Source organism: Paenibacillus sp. FSL H8-0168 (assembly GCF_038592955.1).
Taxonomy (GTDB): Bacteria; Bacillota; Bacilli; order Paenibacillales; family Paenibacillaceae; genus Paenibacillus; species Paenibacillus polymyxa_B.
The window spans coordinates 3600660-3621899 of sequence record NZ_CP151948.1 but is presented as its reverse complement, the minus strand read 5'-3'; the positions used below and the strand labels follow the sequence as shown (position 1 = coordinate 3621899).

Genomic DNA, 21240 nt, shown 5'->3' with positions numbered 1-21240 from the left:
TTATTGGCAATGGAGAGAAGGAATGTGACGGTAACGATCTATGATGTAGCTCGCGAAGCTGGCGTCTCAATGGCCACAGTGTCCCGCGTAGTTAACAATAATCCTAATGTGAAACCTCAGACCCGCAAGAAAGTGTACGAAGCGATTGAACAATTGGGATATCGTCCAAATGCGGTCGCTAGAGGTCTGGCCAGCAAGAAGACAACGACCGTCGGCGTGGTTATACCGGATATATCGAACTCAATTTTTGCAGAAATTGCGCGCGGTATTGAGGATATAGCGAATATGTATCACTATAATATTATTTTGTGTAATGCCGACAAAAGAAAAGAAAAAGAGATTCGTGTCATCAACACATTGCTTGAAAAGCAAGTGGATGGTCTTCTGTTCATGGGGGGTACAGTAACGGACGAGCATATTCAGGCGTTCCATACAGCTGCGGTCCCTATTGTTCTATGTGCAACGAGTGATGAAAAAGGAAGCTATCCTTCGGTCGATATCGACCATGAAGCCGCTGCTTATGATGCAGTAAACACGTTGATCCGCCATGGACACCGTCAAATCGCAATGATCAGTGGTACGCTTCAAGACCCTGCAAACGGCTATGCACGTTTCCAAGGTTACAAGAGAGCACTGGAAACAGCCGGAATTGATTATCAGGAGGATCTCGTGCGAATCGGGAACTACCGTTATGAATCCGGTGTCGAAGCAATGAAATATTTTCTCGGCCTAAAGAAGAAGCCAAGTGCGATTTTTGCTGCTACGGATGAAATGGCAATTGGTGCGATCCACAGTATTCAGGATGAGGGATTGAAAGTTCCTGATGATTTTTCGGTAATCAGTGTCGACAATATTCGTATGGCCTCTATGGTTCGTCCTCAGCTGACAACCGTCGCGCAACCGATGTACGATTTGGGTGCAGTAGCGATGCGTTTGCTGACCAAGCTGATGAAAAAGGAAAACGTGGAGAACCCTCGCGTTATTTTGCCGCATGAAACTATTTTGCGGTTGTCAGTTAATTATTTAGACTAGACGCAGTGCTGAATAGGATATACCTTCGATGAAAGCTCCTTTGATGGAGCTTTTTTCGCGGATATAAAGCTTCTTATGGACATCATCATCAAACCAAGAATAGAGGGATGCGTAATGAGCCGACTTTACGGATTAATGGGTGCTATGGATGAAGAAATTGAATTGCTGCTGGCAGCGATGACGGAAGCAAGCAAGACGGTCAAGGCTGGAATCACGTACACTACAGGAATCATTCACGGGCAAAGAGTCGTTGTCTGCAAATCCGGTGTAGGCAAGGTTAATGCTGCAGTAACAACACAAATCCTGATTGATCATTTTGGTGTGGAACAGATTATATTTACGGGAGTGGCAGGGGCCGTTCATCCCGATTTAAACATTGGGGATATTGTCATCTCATCAACATGTATGCAGCATGATATGGATGTAACGCCTTTGGGTTATGCCAGAGGAGTCATTCCTTATCAGGACACCTCAGAGTTTGTGGCTGATCCCGAGCTTGTAAGTCTAGCTGAGCAAGCCTGCAAATCGTTTGGCGATCGTTATATTGTCGGCAAGGTACTTTCTGGCGATCAATTTGTTGCAAGTCGTGAGTTAGTGACTGCATTGCATCAGGAAATGGACGGTGCTTGTACCGAAATGGAAGGTGCAGCTGTGGCTCAGACAGCTCATATGAACGCTGTGCCTTATGTTGTCCTACGGTCTATGTCAGATAAGGCTGATGGATCGGCTCACGTTAATTATGCTGAATTTACGGTAGAAGCTTCACATCGTTCGCATCGTATTGTGGAGTTCATGCTCAAGCATTTGGGCTAATGGTATAATTTTTTAATACATGAATCTTCGGACAAACCGGATATGGTCAAACTGCTCCTGTGATGCAAGGGGCACATCCTTTCCCATTCGTACCATCAGACAGTTAGCAGGATGTGAGCATATTTCAGGATCATCCGTGGCGTACCAGACCATATCTACAGTTTTCATCAGACGTTCCATCATGCGGCGGTATTCCCATACGGAGAGACCGCTGCCTTTTAAATCCCAATGCCAATAGTATTCGGTCGTAAAAATAATATAGGATTCAAGCTGGCCGTCCTCAAAGGCAATCCGTATCATTCGGCTACCCAGGCCCAGACCACGATAGTCATCGGCTACCTCAACAGCTCCAAGTTCCAGTAAATCCTTCATGCCAGCTTCCGACCAGCGCTCCATCTCATCTGGGTAATGAAAAGTAACATATCCCAGGAGAGTTTCCCCGTTGTGGGCAATGATAATTCTGCCTTCTGGCAGTTCCGAAATATCCACTAATGCATCGAACTGTTCCTTTGGTTTGCGAAAGGCATCTAATTGCTTGTGCATTTGAAATGAACGCAGTTGATCCGCGGATACGGGGCCTTCTACATAGATTGTTTGTCCGTTATGATCCAGCGTATCCAAGTGGTACAGTTTTAAATGCTGCATGCGTACGCCCTCCTTGTTCGCCATAAGCTCGTTCCTCATATCCCCTACTTATAGCAAAAAAACAATTAAATGAAAAGGATGGTCGTCACATCCTGACCTATGATATACTGTTTTAGACATAAAATGTTCACAATTTAAATCAATCAGTAAACCAAAGGACTTCATCTGCTTTATTGATTTTGTAAGCGTTATCTTGTCCTGTGTGATTCTCATTAATCTATTGTGAGGAGGCTGAACGTATGAAGTTTGAAGAACTCCAGACTGTAGTTCCCACATCCAACATGGGCCCGTATGAACAAGCTTACAACAACTTTCAGTGGGAAGATGCAGAGCGTCATTTTACGTGGTATGAAACAGGCAAGGTAAATATGGCACATGAAGCCATTGATCGACATGTACAGGAAGGACGAGGGGAGAAAGCGGCACTATTGTATTGTGACGCAAACCGTCATGAAACCTACACCTTCTCTCAGCTTCGTGCTAGCTCTAACAGGTTCGGAAATGTGCTTCGCAAATACGGTATTGGTAAAGGGGAGCGGGTGTTTATTTTCATGCCGCGTTCACCCGAGCTGGTTATTAGTTTACTTGGTGTTCTAAAGGTAGGGGCTGTTGTCGGTCCATTGTTTGAGGCGTTTATGGAAACTGCGGTTAAGGATCGATTGGAGGATAGTGGGGCAGTAGCATTAGTGACCACACCTGCGCTTCTGTCACGGGTAAAACGTGAGGAGCTTCCTGAGCTGCGACATATTTTTGTGGTTGGTGATATGGATGAACGCGAGCAGGGAATTATCGATTTTGAGACAGAAATGCTCACATCCTCAGAGGAACTTGAGCCAGAATGGTTGAATCGTGAAGATGGATTAATTATTCACTATACATCAGGCTCAACAGGCAAGCCCAAAGGCGTGTATCATGTGCAAAATGCAATGATTCAGCATTACTATACTGGGAAAATGGTGCTGGATTTGCGAGAAGATGATGTGTATTGGTGTACTGCTGATCCTGGCTGGGTCACGGGAACATCATACGGTATTTTTGCTCCATGGCTAAATGGAGCGACGAATGTCATTCGTGGGGGGCGTTTCAGCCCGGAAGACTGGTACCGCACGATTGAGCGTCACGAAGTGACCATATGGTATAGTGCTCCTACAGCGTTTCGGATGCTGATGAGCGCAGGGGAGCAGGTTGTTTCCAAATATGATCTTAGCAGTCTGCGGCATGTTTTATCCGTTGGGGAACCGCTGAATCCAGAAGTGGTGCGATGGGGATGGCAAGTGTATACACAACGCATTCATGATACTTGGTGGATGACAGAAACAGGAGCACAGTTGATCTGTAATTACCCTGAGCTGCCGATTAAGCCGGGTTCGATGGGAAAGCCACTCCCAGGTATCCAGGCTGCTATTTTGGACGACAGAGGGCAGGTGTTGCCTCCTAACCGGATGGGCCACTTGGCGATCCGTACACCATGGCCATCCATGATGAATCGTATATGGAACAATCCGAACAAGTTTCAGGAATATTTCCGCTTTCCCGGTTGGTATGTATCGGGTGATTCAGCTTACATGGATGAGGACGGATATTTCTGGTTTCAGGGTAGGATTGATGATGTCATTAACTCCTCCGGGGAACGAATCGGCCCTTTTGAGGTGGAGAGCAAGCTTCTGGAGCATCCTGCTGTAGCGGAAGCCGGAGTTATTGGAAAACCAGATACCGTGCGGGGAGAGATTATCAAAGCTTTTGTTGCACTGCGTGAAGGCTATGCACCGTCTGAAGCTTTAAAGCAGGACATCTATCGCTTCGTTAAGGAAGGGCTGTCTGCTCATGCTGCTCCACGCGAAATTGAGTTTAAGGAAAGGTTACCCAAAACCCGTTCCGGTAAAATTATGAGACGCGTGTTGAAAGCCTGGGAGCTTAACCTTCCTGCAGGTGACTTATCCACCATAGAGGATTGAAGTGCTCTGCATATTAGAATTAAAAAAGGGAGTCTCCAAAGCCTTAATGGCTAAGGGAACTCCCTTTTTGTTAGGGCGAATCTCATCTTCACCCAACCTATCACTTTCTGCTTTTGTCTTCAGTTATGGACGGACGGCTCCGGAAGGAGCCGATTCCCCCATGGCATTCATGGAAGTGACACGAAACCAGCCTTTTGGCTTTTTCCCCGACTTATATTCAAAGCTGGTAGATGCGGTAGAGCCTATGTTTGTAAAAGGCTCCGCACCGTTTTCGCTGTAATACACGTTATAGCCTGTAATAGCGTCCGCAGACTTACCTGCGCTCCATTGGAGCGCTACGGATGAGCCAGCGGCTTTAGCTTGAGGCTGTCCAGGGGCAGTAGGAACCTCTGTAGGCTGCGCACCTGTTCCATCTCCCTCGCCCGGAACGTTTGGAGACTCAGAATCTGCAGGTGGCACCACAGGTGCTGCGCTTGCTTTCGTGCTTGGCCCGGACTCATGACCGCCCACATCAACGGCAGTCACGTAGTAGCTGGAGCTGCTGCCTCCAGGGCTGTCAGAAAACACCTTGGAGCCGTCAGCCATAACGACCTTGCCAAGCCGTTGGAAGCTACCCCCATCTGTAGAACGATACAGACGGTATCCTACGACGTCGCTGTTTCCGCTTGGGCTAAAGCTGATTATGGCTTTACCGTCACTATAGCTTACGTTGACGCTAGATGGAGCGTTAGGGGCTGCTCCATCGTCCTTGCGTGGATCAATCTGAGTAGGAGCTTCCTTATCTGCATCCTGAGGCAGATAATAGGACAACGAGTTATGTCGTCTCATCACCTTAAAGGCTTGCTGAAGCTCTTTAATCAATTCTGAGATTGACTTTTCCCGTTTCCTAACGGTCCGTTCATATAACATATCATCCGGTGTACCATCGCGTGGAATATAATTCACACCTTGGTAGGTAATATATTTCGCACGGCTCACACCATTTTCACTGTTTTTAGGTGGATACTTACTGTTATAAATGTCCGAACCATACGCGGATGCTGTACGGCTTACAATGCCGTCAGGTCTCTTGAAGCTGTCCGTTTGGAACAGCTGAGCATCTTTAGCTGTTACTTCATTCATGATCAGAGCCCATAAGCGGCGAGCCCGCTCTTTTTGGACTTTCGTTTCAAGCTTATTGACAGGTTGCTTGTAACCAACCCATACACCCAGTGTGACGTCAGGCGTAAAGCCCTCGAACCAAACATCAGTGTAGGATTGCGTAGTGCCTGTCTTGCCGGCAATCGGAATCTTACCGGATTGATCAAAGTTCCGCCTCACCAGTCTGCCTGTGCCTTCCGACACGGCTGTACGCAACATATCTGTCATCAGGTAGGCGGTTTGCGGTGAGAAGGCCTGCACAGGATTAGGCTGATGCTTATATACAATATTGCCTTGCGAATCCACAATCTTTTCGATCATATAGGCATCATTAAACACACCGCCATTTGGAATGGCTCCATATGCATTCGTGAGTTCCTCGACGGTCACCCCGTGGGCTAAGCCGCCAAGTACACCCGTTTGGGCGTTGTTATCACTAGATTCCAAGGTGGTGATACCCAGTTTTTTAGCAAAAGCCCAAGCATTGCTAATCCCTACTTTTTCGTTAAACAGCTTGAGTGCTATCGTATTTAGCGATTGATTCAGTGCATAACGCGCCGTGACCAATCCTTGATAGCGGTTGTTAGAATTTTTCGGAATGTGATATCCATTACTGCCATCTTTCAAAATAATAGGGGCATCATCCACGATACTACCAGGCTGCACAAGACCGCTGTCCAATGCAGGGAGATAGGCAGCAATCGGTTTCATTGCCGAACCCGGCTGACGTACCATCTGGGTGGCATAATTCATCTGCTCCTTTTGGAAGTCCCGACCTTCCATCATTCCAAGAATGGCGCCTGTTTTATGCTGAATCAGAATTGCCGCTGCTTGTTCGTCACCCTTGGTTTTACTAGTGGCAGAGAAGTTGTCTTTATTTTCTGCAATTTGACGCATAGATTTGTATACGCTCTTATCAATGGTGGTGTACACCATATAACCGCCTGTGCGAAGCTGCTGTTCGGCTTCTTTGAGTAAATCGTTATCATCCTTGGTCTTGGTATCTGCACTGGCATTAGCTGCTTGACCCGGATTGGTGACAGACATGAGTGCCTGCGCAGCTTGTCGTTCTGTTTCCATCATAAGGTATGGATAGGTGTTATAAGCTTTAACAGTGCGTGGTGCGAGAGATTTTTTAATATCAAAAGCCATCGCTTCATCATACTGTGCTTTATTGATTTTGTTCTCCTCCAGCATTCGACTGAGTACCAGGTGCTGGCGGTTGATGGCTCTTTTAAAGCCAGCTTCATTAAACTCACCCTTACCGTTGAAAGCAGAATAAGAAGAAGGAAGCTGTGGCAAACCTGCTAGATAGGCAGCCTGGGCTATATTAAGCTCGTTCAGATCATTCTCATTAAAGATACCTTTGGCCGCTGCTTTAATGCCAAAGACGTTGTAACCGCTTGAACCATTACCAAAAGGTACTTTATTGAGATAGGCCGTAATAATTTGTTGCTTGCTTAGGAAGCGCTCAAGGCGCAGAGACAGCAAAATTTCTTTGACCTTGCGGTCATCCGTGCGATCGAGATTTAGAAAGACACGACGCGCAAGCTGCTGGGTGAGGGTACTACCCCCGGTTTGTACGGATTCATGCAGCGCCTTTTGCTTCACAGCACGCAGCGTTCCCGACAGATCGACACCTTTATGCTCGTAAAAATGATTATCTTCAATGGCAATGACTGCGTCAATGACGAGTTGTGGAATCTCCTTAAACGTGACAGGTCTTCGATCTTCTTCTGTCCGAAGTTGTCCGATGGGAGAGCCATCATTGAAATAAGCGAAGCCTGTGATTGCATTCTTATCTACTTCCTGTAGGATCATGGATCTGGAACGCACGGGTTCGCTTTTTACAATAGAAGCAACATAGCCAGCGGCGGCCCCCCCTGCAAATAGTGCCCCCATAAAACCGATGATGATGACCCACTTTATGACACGGCCGAGCCTTCGCATGGTTGTCCTCAAGCGGGAAGGCTTTGGCGCTGATACATTGTTTTTTTCTTCAACCATTAAGTCTTCCTCCTTTATAACAGCCATTATTATAGCATAAAATTACAAAATGAACCCATATGCTAAAAAGCCTGTCTTTTGGTGTCGTTGACTACATAAAAGCAGTGTGTTATAAATAGGTCAAAGTAAATATCGTGAAAAGCAGAGAAAGACTTCAGTAGAAGGCGGATTCACGTTGTACAGAGAGCCGATGGGTGGTGTGAATCGGTAGCGTCCCTCCTTTGAATTACCGTCTGGAGCTGTCTGGATGAATGGAAAGCATTTGCAGATTTGCGAAGCTGCCATAGTAATCCAGTACCGGGTGTAGGCCCGTTATAGGAATGAAGTGAAAGAAATGTCTGTCTTTGACATGCGTTTCTTTAATTAGGGTGGTAACGCGAGCAGCTCCTTCTCGTCCCTTGGGATGAAAGGGGCTTTTTGGTTTGTCTAATATGTAATATTTTGGATGAAAAATGGGAGGTATACAGCATGAAGTGGGAAGAATTGAAGCCGGAGCAACAGGTAGAGGTCGAGCGACAGTTAGAGGTGATACAGCGGGGTGTGGCGGAAATTGTACCGGAGGATGAGCTGAAGCGTAAGGTTATCAAATCAGTCGTTAGCGGCGAGCCACTCAAAATTAAGCTGGGTCTTGATCCATCTGCGCCTGACATTCACATCGGACATACGGTTGTTATGCACAAACTGCGCCAGTTCCAGGAATTAGGCCATCAAGTGCAACTGATTATCGGAGATTTTACAGGCAGAATTGGTGATCCGACAGGTAAATCGGAGACTCGTAAGCAACTGACTGAGGAAGATGTACAGCGTAATGCTCAAACGTACAAGGAACAAATTTTTAAAATTCTCGATCCTGAAAAAACAAAGGTATTCTACAATTCCGAATGGTTAGGGCCAATGTCTTTTGCTGATGTAGTAACCCTGTCGGCCAAAGTAACGGTTGCCCGTATGTTGGAACGGGATGATTTTACAAAGAGGTACCAAAACGGATTGCCGATCAGCATCCATGAGTTCTTTTACCCGCTGATGCAGGGCATGGATTCCGTGGCTCTCCAAAGCGATATTGAATTGGGGGGGACGGATCAGAAGTTTAATCTGCTAATGGGCAGAACCCTGCAAAAAGAATACGGAGTTGAGCCGCAGGCTACGATTACATTACCATTGCTTGAAGGGCTGGATGGCGTCCAGAAGATGAGCAAAAGTTTGGGGAACTACATTGGTGTTGATGAGGAGCCGAACGAAATATACGGGAAGTCCATGTCCGTTCCTGACGAGCTGATGCTGAAATATTTTGAGCTTGCAACGGATATCAACAACGAGGAGCTGTCAGAGCTGGCGAAAGGTGTTAAGGACGGCTCAGTGCATCCACGTGATGCCAAAATGAAGCTGGCTGGAACGTTAGTGCGCATGTACCATGGTGAAGAAGCAGAGGAAGCAGCGAAGCAGCATTTTGTGACCGTATTCCAGCAACGTGCGCTGCCTGACGATATTGAAGAGTTCACCTTGACGGCTGATCAGTTAGAAGAAGGTGGCATTCGTGTGATCCAGTTGCTGACTCATCTGGGCTTTGCAGCATCTAACGGTGAAGCCAAGCGCAGTATTCAGCAGGGTTCGGTCAAAATTAACGAAGAGAAATGGACGGATGTGAACGAAGCATACACGCCGAAGGAAGGCGACATTGTGCAGGTAGGTAAACGGAAATTTGCTAAAATCAAGCTTGGATAATGAAAATATATTCAAAAGCAGCGCTGAGATTGTATCGATCTCAGCGCTGCTTTTTTATTTCTGCAAAGTGAAAAGTCATGGTAAACTTAGCACAAATAATCAAACATGTAGGTAAAGAGTTATACATAATGAAAACGTGGGTTGCACAATTTCGGTGTAGGATCGATAACCAAAACAATTACAAGTGCGGGGAAGGATTATATGGACTACTTTAAACGAATTCAGTGTGCGATTGAGTTTATTGAATTGAATCTCCGGGAGGATCTAAAAATTGCCGATATTGCTTCACAGGCATGCTTTTCAGCTTTTCATTTCCAGCGGGTTTTTCAGGCCATTTCGGGTTTTACGGTTCAACAATATATAAGAAGGAGAAGATTGTCCGAGGCGGCTGAACAGCTAAAACAATCCAATCAAAAAGTGTTGGACGTTGCTATTGAGTATCAGTACAACTCACAAGAGGCTTTTACCCGCGCTTTTGAAAAGAATTTTGGGATCACCCCTGGGAAGTATCGTAACGGTGATATTGAGCTTCCTGGGCAAAGTAAAATCAATTTTCTGGATTACCAAAAAAATACGATGGGGGATTTGGATGTGAATAAGCCGGTGATATTGCAGCTCGAAACGGTCAAAATTGTAGGATATGAATATAAAACAAATCTGAATAATGAGCAGCACTATAAAGAAATCCCAGGATTTTATGGACACTTTGGAGCAAATGAATATTTTATGTGTATCCCGAACAAAATTGCACCGGGAATGTCATATGGGGTTGCCTGTCAATTTGAAGACAACGGTGCATTTTCATTTGTGGTGGGCGAGGCAGTTGAAAAAGAGTCAAAAGAACTGGCAGAGGGTTTCATATATATGGAGATTCCAGCAGGGAAGTATGCTGAGTTTGACGCTTCGGGTTCAGATGGACGGGTTCAGAATATACGAGACTTTATCTATGGCACATGGCTTCCTAATTCTAATTTTGAACGGAGGGAGGGGCCTGATTTTGAAATTACGGACGTGATGAATTCCTCCTATCCAGATCATTTGAGTATGAAGGTATACATCCCCATTGAATAAAAACCCTCAGGCTCGATGCACAGAGAATATAAAAAAGCACCCGAATAAATTCGGGTGCTTTTTGGTGCTAATGCAAGGATTAGCGGTTGTAGAATTCGACGATTTGTTTTTCATCGATATCTTGGGACAATTCGCCACGCTCAGGCAAACGAATGAATTTACCTTCCAGAGCTGCGTCATTGTACTCCAGGTAAGCTGCCAAGTGGTTGCGGTTTTCCAAAGCTTCTTTGATGGAAGACAGGGAACGACTTCTTTCACGAAGACCGATCACGTCGCCAGGGCTTACTTGGTAAGAAGCGATGTCAACTTTTTTACCGTTCACAGTAACGTGACCGTGAGCTACCAATTGACGTGCGCCTGCACGGGAATTAGCAAAGCCAAGACGGAATACAAGGTTGTCCAGACGGCTTTCCAGCAAGAACATAAAGTTTTCACCAGCGATACCGTGCATGTGTTGAGCTTTGTTGAACAGGGTACGGAATTGTTTTTCACCCAAGCCGTACATGTGACGCAGCTTTTGTTTCTCTTGAAGCTGCATACCGTAGTTGCTGATTTTTCTCCGTTGGTTTGCACCATGTTGTCCCGGAGGGAAAGGGCGTTTCAATTCTTTACCTGTGCCGCTCAGGGAAATACCGAGACGACGGCTCAATTTAAATTTAGGACCAGTGTAACGTGCCATTATAGAGTTAACTCCTTCATAATTAAAATTTGAGTTGGGGCTCTCTTTGCGCTCCAATTTGTTCGGCGCTACCTATTAAGGTAAGACGCACTACTGACAGAAAAGTTCAGCCGCTGTCCTGTCAGCAACAAAAAAGATGAGGGTGACACAAACTGTTACGCCCAAAATTTAAGATCCGCACAGTAGATAGTTCTGCCGTACAGTCTTTTTCAATAATATATACTATATGTAAGAGTAGGTCAATGTCAAGAAGAGAAAAAGAATGAAAACGTCAAAATTTGTCGATAGGGCTTTAGAACTAAAAAAGTGGGACGAATTTCTGAAAAATGGATGCAAATTTCTAAAGTTGAGAGTAAAATAGATCATATTATGAGCTATAGTGGTGTATAGCCGCTGTCTTGGTACAGCTAACTTTGCTGTGAAGGAGCGCCTTAATATGTCGGAATTTTCAACAACGGATCAGCAAATGCTTGACAGTAAAACAGTCCAGGCTAGCGGTGCTCCGCTGTTTGATGATAAAGGATATACGTCTTTTGCCTGGCTCCAGAACATGGATATGACACCCTATGATTTCCCCTATATTAATCAGCTTCTTGTCCAAGGATATCGGAGTTGGTTACAGCAGAGCAATGGTATATCCTGGATTAACGAAGAGTATACTGCTGTTTTTAATTTTATAGGTGTTCGTGTTGCTGGTAGGGAAGAAGATGATGACGAGGATTTGGATTTGGTCGAACGTTGTTGCATATCTAGAGAGGTGGAAGTGAGCCAGCGCAAACTTCGTGATGGAAGCCTTGCGTTTGTGTATATGGTTCCCATACTATGCCGTAATTATAAGAGGGAGCCCTTTGCCGCTCTTCGTTTTACACGGCCTGCTCAACATTCTGTTTCAAATCAGGACACATTGTTAGTAGCTGCTTTACATTTTAAATCCTGCTTTTACTCGAAGTTTGAGTACATATTTATGGAAGATATCCTTGGGATGCAGAATCGAAGCGATCGTGAAGGTAGACGCCGTTCTATTTTATTTCAGATTGTAAAACGGATGCATGACAAAATTGACGTGGAAGGCGTGCTGGATGAGGTATTCGGGAGCATCGCCTATTTGTTTCCCCATGTAGATATCACCTTGTACATGAGTCAGGATCGACACAGTCGCAATCCGCAGGTCAAACCTTTGCTGCTGCATGAACGGGATGAAGATGTATGCGTCCGTGCATTTATGAAAGGGCAAATGGCTGTGAACGAGCCTGTCGGTACACAAGATGAAATAACTGAAATCGCCATCCCATTACGTGGCAAGCAGGGTGTATACGGTGTTTTCCATATGATTCTTCCATCGGGTGCGGACAGTATGAAAAAAGTGGATGTAGAGCTGATTGCCATGATGGCGGATACGGCTGGTACTGCATTTGAAAATGCGAAGCTGCTTGAGCAATCGAATGTACTTATCCATGAATTGCGTCTCATTAATGAACTGGTTCAGCGCTTGAATCAGAGCCTGAAGTTAAATGAAATATTTGAATTTGCCGTGCAGGAGTTATTAAAAATGTTCATGGCGGACTTTTGTTGTATTGTACAGCTTGATCAGGATGGAAACTGTTTTAAAGTCATGTCGAGTAATGTGGAAAGCTTAAGACTGGAAAGTTACCCTCTTGAAGATGGATTTGCTGGGCTGATACGCTTAACAGGAGAACCAGTGATTGTGTCGGACTATAGAAAGGATGGAAAGATATCCTCTCATTTTATGGATGCGACAGACTCCCAGTCTTTGATGGCTGTACCTATGAAGACCAGCGGTACTCCTAAAGGGGTTATACTATTGTCCAGCAAGCTTCCACACTCTTTCTCTTACGATAATTACAAAATGCTGCAAATGCTAGCCCCTCATATCGGATTGGCGGTAACCAATGCTATGCTGCACGCTGAAGTGCGGCGGTTGGCTAATATGGATATGTTAACAGGTCTGTATGTACGTCACTATGTGGACCAAATCATTCAGCAACATCAGGAAAAGGATTTCTGTGGATCTCTTATTTTGGTAGATATTGATCAATTCAAACAGGTGAATGATACGCATGGGCATCAGACGGGTGACGAGATTTTGAAAAGCGTCAGCAATATCGTTCGTTCGGCGACTCGCGATGAGGATGTATGTGCAAGATGGGGCGGCGAGGAGCTTGCCATTTATTTACCGCAGCTGGGGGTTCAGCAGGCGCTCGAATATGCAGAAAAAATACGTTACCGTGTACAGCATGAAACCGACCCTCAGGTGACAGTTTCTTGCGGGATTGCTGAATGGAACTGGCTGGATGAGCAGATCAGTATTGAATCTTTATTTTATAGGGCTGATATGGCCTTGTACGAAGCGAAAAATGAAGGACGCAATCGAATAGTTGTTGATCATGTAGCCAATGTGTAGAGAATATTCCTTAGGGAATGTTCTCTTTTTGTCTTGCATAACCCATTGCAGACAGGTAATCCTAAACGTAGCTATATCGTGTGTATGATTGAAATATAGGGAAAACACGATAAAGTGAACCAGGTAGCATAACTGCCTTGAAGCAGGCTTATTGCTCATGAGTACAGTTATGTTCAGGATAGGACGGATGATGGATGCATTGGAGAAAGCAATGGGTGATGCAGGTTTGTGTGTTCCTTGTAATAGGTGTGTTAAGTGGTTGTGCACTGGATCGACAATATACTCCTGAGCAAATTTTTAAGAGAGCTATTTCAGGAATGGCCGGCAAAGAGATGGTAACGTTTACTGGACGGACTGCAATTAGAGCTGACAGTGGTTTCCCAATGAATAAGCAGTTTGAATATCGCGGTAAGCTAAGAAATCATGATGAATTGACCATGCACTGGGGTTCAGCAGAGGCTTTTCGTAAGCAAGGTGGCTACGCAGCTCTGAAACAAGGTAAGTCCGAGCATGATGTTACACAAGAACGTTTTCTTCGTCAGAGTGGAAAATGGGTTGCGCTGACATCCGGTTATCCACCTCTGGTTGGAAATGGTATGTTAAATCGCTTCAATCCGATTCAGGAGCTTGAGGAATTAAATACACTGAATAAGAGCATTCGTATAGAAACGGGAGCTGCCCGGGGAACTTGGGTGTTGAGGATTGAACCGGAATCTGCTTCGGCAAAGCGCTGGTTGAAAGATCGTTTAATAAAAGAAATGAATACTTTAAACCCTCAAATCGGGATATTAAAAACGCAGCATACAGGAACGAATCGAGAACTGCAAAAGAAGTTGAGCCAAATATGGGCACAAAGTTGTGAGGATATGAGCAACCAGCTGGAGCAATCCATTGTGCGTACTGTGTATCATCTGACCATAGATCGCCAAACAGGTTTACCCTTAAAGCTTTCATCGGAATGCAGGATTTCCCGACAGGGAGCGAATGAACAGCTGCATCAAGAGGCTTTGATAACCAGAGTTACTTTTAAGGACTACAAGTAACGTGGCGGGCGTGATACAATGAATTTTGAATTAACCATTGTTCAAAAAGAATGAAATAGAGAAGGAGAGACACTACATGAAAGATCCTAGAATACTTAAGCTGGCAGAAAATCTGGTCGGTTACTCTGTTGAAGTGCAGCCTGGAGAAAATGTATTGATCGAAATGATTGGTACAGAGCGCGACTTGCTTAACGCCATCATTCATGAAGTTGGTAAAAAAGGTGGAAATGTTTTTGTACAACTTACAGACCGTAAGGTACAGAGCGCCATGCTTCGTCACGCGACAAAGGAGATGCTGGAGACCTGGGCTGAGATTGACCTTAACCGGATGAAGCAAATGCATTGCTACATCGGAATTCGTGCAGGTGAAAATGTAAATGACCTGTCAGATGTGCCGGAAGATAAAATGAAAATGTATAATTCCATTTATCAGCATGCGGTACATAGCGAACAACGGGTGAAACACACTAAATGGGTAGTGCTGCGTTATCCGAATGACAGCATGGCTCAATTGGCGAATATCAGCACAGAAGCGTTCGAAGATTTCTATTTCGATGTGTGTAATCTGGATTATGCAAAAATGGACAAAGCTCAAGATGCATTGGCAGACCTGATGAATCGGACGGACAAGGTACGGATCAGCGGACCGGGTACGGATTTGAATTTCTCTATTAAGCAAATCGGAGCTATCAAGTGTTCAGGTCAATGCAATATCCCGGATGGCGAAGTATACAGCGCGCCTGTACGTGATTCCGTAAACGGAACTATCAGCTACAATGCACAAACCTTGTATAATGGTATTACTTTTGAAAATGTTAAATTCCGTTTTGAAGATGGTAAGATTGTGGAAGCGACGAGTAACGATACGAAGCGGCTGAATGATATTCTCGATTCTGACGAGGGAGCACGTTATATTGGCGAGTTTGCCATCGGATTTAATCCGCACATTTTACATCCAATGAAGGATATTTTGTTTGACGAGAAAATCGCCGGCAGCTTGCATTTTACACCGGGTCAAGCTTATGAAACAGCGGATAACGGTAATCGTTCATCGATCCACTGGGATTTGGTGTTGATTCAGCGTCCAGAATATGGCGGTGGTGAAATTTATTTTGACGATGTTTTGATTCGTAAAGACGGCATCTTTGTACTGCCTGAGCTGGAGCCATTAAACCCTGAGAATTTAAAATAACGATATCCGTTCTTGCTGAGAAAGCGATTTCAATGTATTATTATGGGTGAGTAACGATACATGACAATTCAGTAAAGCGAGGGATCTCTATGTCCAATAATAACGCGGCGGTTGTTGAAATTGCACAGACGGCGAGCAAGTTCACCTCTTCCATCGTCCTTCATTCCGAAAATAAGTATATTGATGTGAAAAGTATACTGGGCTTGTTTACGACCCTAGTCAGCAGCCATAGCTATGAACTACACGTTCATGGACCAGATGCGGAGGAAGCTAAGAAAGCGATCATCGAGGTATTCGAGAAGCACGGACTTCATATTTCAGTAGCCAGCTAACTTTATTCTTGAAGCAAAAGCATCCCTACCTGTAACTGTAGGGATGCTTTTTTTGTCAGGTTCTTGTATTAGCCTGCAATTTGGTCTAATATTAAGGATAGGACGTCTTGTGCGACATTGAGACATAGGGGGGAAGAATCCATGACTTCATCTGATTTGCAGGAACAATTGAATATCAAGGCTATTAATCTGCTTCAGGAAGATGCAGATAAAATAAAGAAGCTTATTGAAGTACAGATGGAGAATCTGGCAACCCGTTATTGCCCTCTCTATGAGGAAGTGCTGGATACTCAGATGTACGGATTTTCCAAGGAAGTGGATTTTGCGGTTCGCGCTGGACTTCTTCCGGAAATGGTAGGTAAACAGCTGGTCAGTGAGCTGGAACGCAATCTGGCTATTCTATATGAGGCCATGAATAATAAGGCCAATTAGGAAGACGGTTGAATTGATGAGAGCATGCGGAGTATGAGAGCATGCTTTTTTTGATGCCTTTTTTTAAAAAAAATGTGCATTAGGATGGCAAAAGCGCCTCGCCCTTCCACCATCCTAATGCACATTTTAAAACCTTAAAAGCTACACAAGGAAGAAGGATACACCTAACAATACATACACTACCAGTAGCATGAGTCCCTCATACCAGTTGGTTGAGCCGTCCTGGGTGATGGATTTAGCGATAAATACAGCGACAGCAATGGCGACCAGCTCAATAGTGGTGAAAACAATATTCATCGTGTTTCCCATAAAGTAACTGACAAAAATCAGCACAGGGGCAACAAATAGTGCAATTTGCAAACTGCTGCCGACAGCTATTTCGACCGATGCACCAATTTTGTTTTTCATCGCCAGTAAAATAGCAGCGCTGTGTTCGGCTGCATTACCAATAATAGCGACGAGGAAGGCACCTACAAACAATTCGCTGAGCCCAAATTGGGTTGTAAACACCTCCAGTGTACCTACCAGCCATTCGCTGACAAAAGCGACCATGACGGTAGCGAGTACCAAATAGGCAATGGATTTGTTTCTGGACCACACAGGGGCATGCTCATGTGGCAATTCTTCATCTTTTTGTTCGGTCACGTCAGCTAAATAGTCCTTATGCGTAATCATAGAAAAAATAAGCCACGCAATATACGCGACAATGAGTGTGCCTGCGACAATGAGGCTGAGCGTATCTGATTCGTTATCCGTGATAACGTGTGTGTTCAGAAAGACAGCTGGAACGAACAAGGCAATAACAGCCACAATCATCAGAGAACCACTTAATCCAGCCAGCGATATATTGAAATTTTGCACTTTGTACTTCAAACCGCCAGCGAACAGACTTGCTCCGAGCACCAGCAGCAGATTACCGATGATGGAACCGGTAAGACTGGCCTTTACCATATCGTAAAGACCTTCTTTAACGAGAAAGATGGCGATGATCAGTTCGGCTGCGTTACCAAAGGTGGCATTTAAGAACCCACCTAGACGTTGGCCAGCATAATGCGCGACACTTTCGGTCGCCCTGCCGAGAAAACCGGCTACGAATACAACAGAAATTGCACAAATGACAAATTGGGCTATAGCATTCCAATGGGTGTAATGAGCGACTGCGCTAAGAGCAAATGTCGCTATGAGCAAAGCGGGAGATAACCATTTTTTCAATGAAGAGCACCTCGATATCAATAGATGTGTACAAGTTTGGCGAAAGCTGTCACTTGTATGGATTTTCTAAATTAATATACCCAAAATGATATAGGTTGTAAACGAAAGTTGTTTTTCATACGTAGGGTTTGCATTTGGAGTGGCTGAGGCTTTACAATACAAATAAAGGATGGATGAAGGGGGACATAGGTCATGGCAGAGCAAATTCAACAACTGGAAGCAGGAAACATCAAGATTTCCAACGATGTCGTAGGTAAAATTGCCGGGATGGCCGCATTAGAGACACCGGGCATTGCTGCAATGTCAGGCGGTTTATCGGAAGGCTGGGCCAAAAGGCTGAGCGGTAAAAATGTACAAAAAGGCGTATCAGTGGAGGTTGGACAGCTGGAAGCTGCCATTGATCTACGTATTATCGTGCTCTACGAAACACCTATTCATGAGGTGTCCCGAATTCTTCAGCAAAATGTGCGAGAAGCCGTCGAAAGTATGACGGGTTTGCGGGTCGTGGAAGTGAACGTAAAAGTGGAAGGTGTCGCGTTCAAGGACGACGCAGTGTAAAAGAATCAGGAACCGACAAATTTACATTTTTAACCAATTGTATACATGTCGGGAAATCCCGTGGGATAACCCGAATATAAACACGAAAACTGGTGGTTATAGAATCGCCAGTTTTCGTTTTGTGAATCAACAGTATAGCCATTTTTGCAGAGGGCTCTCGTATTTTATACATAACCAAAAGAACTTCCAAAGCCACCGTTGTAAGTGGTCCTTGGAAGTTCTTTTTTTAGCGAAAACGGTTGGTTCTACGAGTTTGAAAGCGATTGGGTACTTCATTACGGACAGCTACCCCTGTGGTGCGTTCCTGCACCGCTTGTTTGGTGTTCTCACGAGAAATACTGAGCATAATGCCCATGGAAAACATCATGACAAGTAGGGAGGAGCCACCAAAGCTGATAAATGGAAGCGTTACGCCAGTGATTGGAATCGTTTGGGTTACACCGCCGATATTAATGAAGGCCTGAATGGCGATCAAACCCATGATGCCGGTGCCTACCAACGTTCCGAACGGATCATGGCAACGCAGAGCAATGATCATGCCTCGCCAAATGAAATACAAATATAGCATCAGGAATATGGCTGTTCCGATAAATCCGAATTCTTCACCGATTACGGAAAAGATAAAATCATTAAATGAATTAGGAAGATAGTGAAGCTTGATAATACCTTTACCAAATCCTGACCCGTTTAAGCCGCCTTCACCTATAGCTTGCAAGGACTGTACCAGATTGTATCCCGTTCCTTGTCTATATTTCTCGGGATTAAGAAAGGCTTGAAAGCGCCCGATTTTGTAATCTTGCTTGGCAGCAGCTTGTCCATCTGTGGTTCCAGAATCTCCTCCAAACAACGACCCAATACCAAATACGATGGAAGCGCCTAGCACGAGCAGAACAATGGATGCTGTAATATGCTTGACACTGGCTCCCCCGGCATAAATAATCAGACCACTGGTGGCAACCAAAATGAAGCAGGAGCCTAAATCAGGTTGAAGCATGATGAGTCCTGCAACACAGCCTACAATGACTGTTACAGGTATGTAGCCAGTCCGCAGATCTCTAAAGCGATCTCCTTTTTTGACGATCAGTGCGGATAAGTAAAGGATGATGGAAATTTTCGCAAGCTCCGTTGGCTGGAAGCCAACACTACCAAACCTGAGCCAGCTTTTTGCGCCGTTAAGTGAGCCTGTAAAAAGAACGATGATTAGCAGTAATATAGTTATGAAAAATAAAGGTACAAAAAGCTTTTTATATTTTTCCATCTTAATATTCATAGCTACCAACATAATAAAAAGTCCAAGTACAGCAAATGCAGATTGGCGCTTCACAAAATATAAAGAGTCAAAATTGTATTCTTTATTCAGCAGAGCTACGCTGGAGCTGGAGCTAAATACCATAAGTACACCGAATCCAACCAGTAACAAAGTGAGGATCAGCAATTGGAAATCCGGTGTGCCTCTTCTTCGAGTCTCCGGCTTCGTATTTCTCATATCAGCTTCCCCCGGTATTCGCCACAAGGTATATTCCTCGCAGACGGTTATCATTTTATCGTTTATCCATTTTATCATATTATGTTTGATGGGCTTCTGCAAGCTCCCTGGAGCAACAGATATCGCAACAATTCCATATCTGCTACAATAGGATAAAAATGAAGACTTGAGAGCAGCGGTGCATACGTGGTGACGCTGCATGATTAATCGGGAACTTGCCCGATGCTTTAAAAGGAGAGGTGGAGCAGAATGACACAACATGTGATAGACGAGACCTGGTTTGATCGTTTGCAAGAAAACATGGTGGAATGGCGTAGACATTTACATAAGAATCCCGAAATTTCCTTTCAAGAAAGCAAAACTGCAGCTTTTGTAGCGGATAAGTTGGAGAGTTGGGGAATCGAGATTCGCCGTCAGGTAGGGGGACACGGTGTTGTAGGTACCATTCGTGGTGCTAAACCTGGGCCTGTCGTCTTACTGCGTGCCGATATGGATGCTCTTCCTATTCAGGATGAAAAGGAATGTGAATATCGCTCCAGCGTGGACGGAGCCATGCATGCTTGCGGCCATGACGGACATACATCCGCGTTGCTTGGAACGGCTTACTATTTTAGTCTGAACCGGGACGAGCTGCAAGGAGAAATTCGGTTGTTGTTCCAACCTGCGGAGGAATTGCTGCCTGGCGGAGCGGTCAGTGTGATAAAGGATGGTGTATTGGAAGGTGTGGATGTCATTTATGGCATCCATTTATGGACACCTTTTCCGGTCGGGACGGCCGCGAGTTGCGCAGGGCCGCTGATGGCGGCGGCAGACGATTTTTATATTGAAATCACAGGTAAAGGTGGGCATGGTGGCATGCCTCAGTCCACTAATGATAGTGTCGTGGCGGGTTCAGCTCTTGTTATGCAACTGCAAAGTATCGTAAGCCGTTCAGTCGACCCTTTGCGACCTGCTGTGCTGACTGTGGGAACCATCCAAGGGGGCTCTGCGCAAAATGTGATCGCAGAAACGTGTCGCTTGAGTGGGACGATTCGTACGTTTGATGAGGAGACACGAACGGTAATGAAGGAGCGACTGCATGAGGTGACAGAGCTTACAGCCGCAACATACGGTACAACAGCACAGGTTCGCTATATTATGGGATACCCACCAGTTGTCAATGACGCACATGAAGCATCTCGTTTCTTTAATGAAGCAAAATCTGTTTTTGGCGAGGAGAATGTACAGGAAGCGTCGAAGCTGATGCCTGCTGAAGATTTTGCGTATTATTTGGAACGTGTGCCAGGTTGCTTCATGTTCGTAGGAGCGGGTAACCCAGTTAAAGGAGCGGTTTATCCACACCATCATCCGAAATTTGATTTTGATGAGGATGCTATGATTAACGCGGTTCGTTTGTTTATTGCGATGTCTACGGGATACGCTGCGGAACGAAAGGCAGGGGCAATTAAGGGCTAAAATGAGTTGAATTGGGAACGGTTCATTCTGGAGTATGAGCTGAA

17 protein-coding genes and 1 other annotated feature are annotated in these 21240 nt (G+C 45.0%); of the genes, 12 read left to right on the top strand and 5 right to left on the bottom strand.

The features are described 5' to 3' along the window. Positions 1–24: 24 nt before the first annotated feature. Positions 25–1032, top strand: coding sequence for a catabolite control protein A (ccpA, locus tag MHI21_RS16110; RefSeq protein ID WP_061828996.1), 1008 nt, complete (start codon positions 25–27; stop codon positions 1030–1032). A 114-nt stretch (positions 1033–1146) separates the two neighbouring features. Beyond that, entirely contained in the window at positions 1147–1845 is a 699-nt protein-coding gene (locus tag MHI21_RS16105) for a 5'-methylthioadenosine/adenosylhomocysteine nucleosidase (protein WP_061828997.1), read from the top strand. 12 nt (positions 1846–1857) lie between these two features. Here the strand turns inward: MHI21_RS16105 and MHI21_RS16100 are convergent, their stop codons facing one another. Further along, on the bottom strand, positions 1858–2490 hold the full coding sequence (locus MHI21_RS16100; protein WP_061828998.1) for a GNAT family N-acetyltransferase: 633 nt from the start codon (positions 2488–2490) through the stop codon (positions 1858–1860). A 239-nt stretch (positions 2491–2729) separates the two neighbouring features. On the opposite strand from MHI21_RS16100, the gene acsA reads away from it, so the two are divergent. Further along, the gene (acsA, locus tag MHI21_RS16095) at positions 2730–4445 is read left to right on the top strand and encodes an acetate--CoA ligase (protein WP_342418508.1); all 1716 of its coding nucleotides are present in this window, start codon (positions 2730–2732) and stop codon (positions 4443–4445) included. A gap of 123 nt (positions 4446–4568) precedes the next feature. Here acsA and MHI21_RS16090 read toward each other — a convergent pair whose 3' ends face one another. After that, positions 4569–7592: a transglycosylase domain-containing protein gene (locus MHI21_RS16090; protein ID WP_342418507.1), complete on the bottom strand. Its 3024-nt coding sequence runs from the start codon at positions 7590–7592 to the stop codon at positions 4569–4571. 135 nt (positions 7593–7727) lie between these two features. Next, positions 7728–7994: a binding site (T-box leader), on the top strand. A 66-nt stretch (positions 7995–8060) separates the two neighbouring features. Between MHI21_RS16090 and tyrS the strand changes: the two genes are divergently transcribed. Both tyrS and MHI21_RS16080 read left to right on the top strand, forming a co-directional pair. Beyond that, positions 8061–9314, top strand: coding sequence for a tyrosine--tRNA ligase (gene tyrS, locus MHI21_RS16085; protein WP_342418506.1), 1254 nt, complete (start codon positions 8061–8063; stop codon positions 9312–9314). A gap of 201 nt (positions 9315–9515) precedes the next feature. Continuing rightward, entirely contained in the window at positions 9516–10385 is an 870-nt protein-coding gene (locus tag MHI21_RS16080) for an AraC family transcriptional regulator (protein WP_342418505.1), read from the top strand. A gap of 79 nt (positions 10386–10464) precedes the next feature. Here the strand turns inward: MHI21_RS16080 and rpsD are convergent, their stop codons facing one another. Continuing rightward, positions 10465–11064 carry a 30S ribosomal protein S4 gene (gene rpsD, locus MHI21_RS16075; protein ID WP_061829003.1) on the bottom strand — a complete coding sequence of 200 codons (600 nt, stop codon included), beginning with the start codon at positions 11062–11064 and terminating at the stop codon, positions 10465–10467. Positions 11065–11500: 436 nt separating this feature from the next. On the opposite strand from rpsD, the gene MHI21_RS16070 reads away from it, so the two are divergent. The 5 genes from MHI21_RS16070 to MHI21_RS16050 all read left to right on the top strand — a co-directional run bounded on the left by MHI21_RS16070 (position 11501) and on the right by MHI21_RS16050 (position 16485). Beyond that, the gene (locus tag MHI21_RS16070) at positions 11501–13486 is read left to right on the top strand and encodes a sensor domain-containing diguanylate cyclase (RefSeq protein ID WP_342418504.1); all 1986 of its coding nucleotides are present in this window, start codon (positions 11501–11503) and stop codon (positions 13484–13486) included. A 218-nt stretch (positions 13487–13704) separates the two neighbouring features. Further along, positions 13705–14529 carry a hypothetical protein gene (locus MHI21_RS16065; protein WP_342420214.1) on the top strand — a complete coding sequence of 275 codons (825 nt, stop codon included), beginning with the start codon at positions 13705–13707 and terminating at the stop codon, positions 14527–14529. 76 nt (positions 14530–14605) lie between these two features. Then, positions 14606–15721 carry an aminopeptidase gene (locus MHI21_RS16060; protein ID WP_342418503.1) on the top strand — a complete coding sequence of 372 codons (1116 nt, stop codon included), beginning with the start codon at positions 14606–14608 and terminating at the stop codon, positions 15719–15721. Between the two features lie 89 nt (positions 15722–15810). Then, positions 15811–16053 carry an HPr family phosphocarrier protein gene (locus MHI21_RS16055; RefSeq protein WP_013310915.1) on the top strand — a complete coding sequence of 81 codons (243 nt, stop codon included), beginning with the start codon at positions 15811–15813 and terminating at the stop codon, positions 16051–16053. Positions 16054–16194: 141 nt separating this feature from the next. Continuing rightward, positions 16195–16485 (top strand): YlaN family protein, encoded by a 291-nt coding sequence (locus MHI21_RS16050; RefSeq protein ID WP_007431028.1) that lies wholly within the window; start codon positions 16195–16197, stop codon positions 16483–16485. A 141-nt stretch (positions 16486–16626) separates the two neighbouring features. Here MHI21_RS16050 and cax read toward each other — a convergent pair whose 3' ends face one another. Continuing rightward, the gene (gene cax / locus MHI21_RS16045) at positions 16627–17697 is read right to left on the bottom strand and encodes a calcium/proton exchanger (RefSeq protein WP_069289890.1); all 1071 of its coding nucleotides are present in this window, start codon (positions 17695–17697) and stop codon (positions 16627–16629) included. A 192-nt stretch (positions 17698–17889) separates the two neighbouring features. Here cax and MHI21_RS16040 point away from each other — a divergent pair, with 192 nt between their 5' ends. Continuing rightward, positions 17890–18255 carry an Asp23/Gls24 family envelope stress response protein gene (locus MHI21_RS16040; protein WP_013310912.1) on the top strand — a complete coding sequence of 122 codons (366 nt, stop codon included), beginning with the start codon at positions 17890–17892 and terminating at the stop codon, positions 18253–18255. 226 nt (positions 18256–18481) lie between these two features. On the opposite strand, the gene ftsW is transcribed toward MHI21_RS16040, so the two are convergent. Beyond that, the gene (gene ftsW / locus MHI21_RS16035; protein ID WP_103048632.1) at positions 18482–19741 is read right to left on the bottom strand and encodes a putative lipid II flippase FtsW; all 1260 of its coding nucleotides are present in this window, start codon (positions 19739–19741) and stop codon (positions 18482–18484) included. A gap of 249 nt (positions 19742–19990) precedes the next feature. Here ftsW and MHI21_RS16030 point away from each other — a divergent pair, with 249 nt between their 5' ends. Next, entirely contained in the window at positions 19991–21196 is a 1206-nt protein-coding gene (locus MHI21_RS16030; RefSeq protein ID WP_254349990.1) for a M20 family metallopeptidase, read from the top strand. Positions 21197–21240 lie beyond the last annotated feature (44 nt).